Origin of the sequence: Gluconobacter aidae, from assembly GCF_009547075.1 — a bacterium.
Taxonomy (GTDB): Bacteria; Pseudomonadota; Alphaproteobacteria; order Acetobacterales; family Acetobacteraceae; genus Gluconobacter; species Gluconobacter aidae.
Genome location: NZ_WIPH01000066.1, coordinates 1 through 2500 on the forward strand (window position 1 = coordinate 1; position 2500 = coordinate 2500).

The window sequence follows — 2500 nt, forward strand, 5'->3', positions numbered from 1 at the left end:
TGGTTGCGGGGGCAGGATTTGAACCTGCGGCCTTCAGGTTATGAGCCTGACGAGCTACCGGGCTGCTCCACCCCGCGGTGGTATTGGAGTGATGTTGGGGGATTTGGTGGTGTGTGTTGGGTAGGCTGGGGGACCTGGCGGCGACCGACTTTTCCGCACCTTAAGGTGCAGTATCATAGGCGCTGAGGGATTTCACGGCCGAGTTCGGGATGGGATCGGGTGTAGGGCCCTCGCAATGGCCACCAGGTCTTCCAGCCCACCCTGTCTTTTGAGAGAGGGTGGTGGTTGGTGCGGTTTGTGAAGAGAGTGTGGCTGATTTCTGTGCATGTGTTTGATGTGAGAAGTATGAGCGATTAGGACCGGTTAGCTGCATGCATTACTGCACTTTCACACCCGGCCTATCAACGTGATGGTCTTTCACGGCTCTATGAGACCTTGTTTTGAGGTGGGTTTCCCGCTTAGATGCTTTCAGCGGTTATCCCGTCCAGACTTAGCTACCCGGCTGTGCCACTGGCGTGACAACCGGTGCACCAGAGGTCTGTTCATCCCGGTCCTCTCGTACTAGGGACAAATCCTCTCAAGTCTCTTACACCCACGGCAGATAGGGACCGAACTGTCTCACGACGTTCTAAACCCAGCTCACGTACCACTTTAATCGGCGAACAGCCGAACCCTTGGGACCTGCTCCAGCCCCAGGATGTGATGAGCCGACATCGAGGTGCCAAACCTCCCCGTCGATGTGGACTCTTGGGGGAGATCAGCCTGTTATCCCTAGAGTACCTTTTATCCGTTGAGCGATGGCCCGTCCACGTGGGACCACCGGATCACTATGGCCGACTTTCGTCTCTGATCGAGCTGTCACTCTCACAGTCAGGCGGGCTTATGCCATTGCACTCGACAGCCGGTTTCCGACCGGCCTGAGCCCACCATCGCGCGCCTCCGTTACACTTTGGGAGGCGACCGCCCCAGTCAAACTGCCCACCATGCAGGGTCCCGGACCAGGCTTACTGGTCTCGGTTAGACATCAGAAAAATTCAGGGTCGTATTTCAAGGATGGCTCCACCCGGGCTGGCGCCTGGGTTTCAAAGCCTCCGACCTATCCTACACAGAATGTCTCTGATGCCACTGCAAAGCTGCAGTAAAGGTTCATAGGGTCTTTCCGTCTGACCGCGGGTACCCCGCATCTTCACGGGGAATTCAATTTCGCTGAGTCGATGCTGGAGACAGTGGGGAAGTCGTTACGCCATTCGTGCAGGTCGGAACTTACCCGACAAGGAATTTCGCTACCTTAGGACCGTTATAGTTACGGCCGCCGTTTACCGGGGCTTCAATTCAGTGCTTGCACACCTCCTCTTAACCTTCCGGCACCGGGCAGGCGTCAGGCCCTATACGTCATCTCACGATTTCGCAGAGCCCTGTGTTTTTACTAAACAGTCGCTACCCCCTGGTCTGTGCCACCCAATCATGGTTGCCCACGCTTGGGTCTCGTTTATCCCGAAGTTACACGAGCAATTTGCCTAGTTCCTTCAGCATCGTTCTCTCAAGCGCCTTGGTATTCTCTACCAGTCCACCTGTGTCGGTTTCGGGTACGGTCTATACGCCAGAGCTATTTCCTGGAATGATTGAAAAGCCTGTTCAATCCGTTAAGGACAGACAACATCTCTCATTCGTCACTTCTGGCAGGCCCAGTAATATTCAACTGGTTCCCATCGACTACGGCTCTCGCCCTCGCCTTAGGGGCCGGCTCACCCTGCGTGGATTAACCTTGCGCAGGAACCCTTGGACTTTCGGCGACAGTGTTTCTCGCACTGTTTGTCGCTACTCATGTCAGCATTCGCACTTCCGATATCTCCAGAGAGGGTCACCCCGTCTCCTTCGCAGACTTACGGAACGCTCCGCTACCGCGCATTCTAAAGAATGCACCCACAGCTTCGGCACGTGGCTTGAGCCCCGTTACATTTTCGGCGCAGGGTTTCTAATAGACCAGTGAGCTATTACGCTTTCTTTAAAGGATGGCTGCTTCTAAGCCAACCTCCTGGTTGTTTTGGAATCCCCACATCCTTTCCCACTTAGCCACGATTTAGGGGCCTTAGCTGGTGGTCTGGGCTGTTTCCCTCTCGACAATGGACCTTAGCACCCACTGTCTGTCTGCCGGGCTATACTCCTGGGTATTCGGAGTTTGGTTAGGTTTGGTAAGGCTTTGGGCCCCCCTAGCCCATCCAGTGCTCTACCCCCCAGGGTAAACACCCGACGATCTACCTCAATAGATTTCGCGGAGAACCAGCTATCTCCGAGTTTGATTGGCCTTTCACCCCTAGCCACAGCTCATCCCCGACTTTTTCAACAGGCGTGGGTTCGGCCCTCCAGTGCGTGTTACCGCACCTTCAGCCTGGCCATGGCTAGATCACTCGGTTTCGGGTCTTCTGCCAGCAACTCAGTCGCCCTATTCAGACTCGCTTTCGCTACGCCTACACCTAACGGCTTAAGCTCGCTGCAAACA

Annotated in this window: 1 tRNA gene and 2 rRNA genes (1 of these 3 cut by a window edge); all 3 read right to left on the reverse strand. The window is 55.3% G+C overall.

The annotated features are described in order from the left end of the window. Window positions 1-77 (reverse strand) — tRNA-Met (locus GFJ39_RS13400). 55 nt (window positions 78-132) lie between these two features. Beyond that, window positions 133-247, reverse strand: a 5S ribosomal RNA gene (gene rrf / locus GFJ39_RS13405). A gap of 86 nt (window positions 248-333) precedes the next feature. Continuing rightward, window positions 334-2500: ribosomal RNA gene (locus GFJ39_RS13410) — 23S ribosomal RNA — on the reverse strand (it continues 572 nt past the right edge of the window).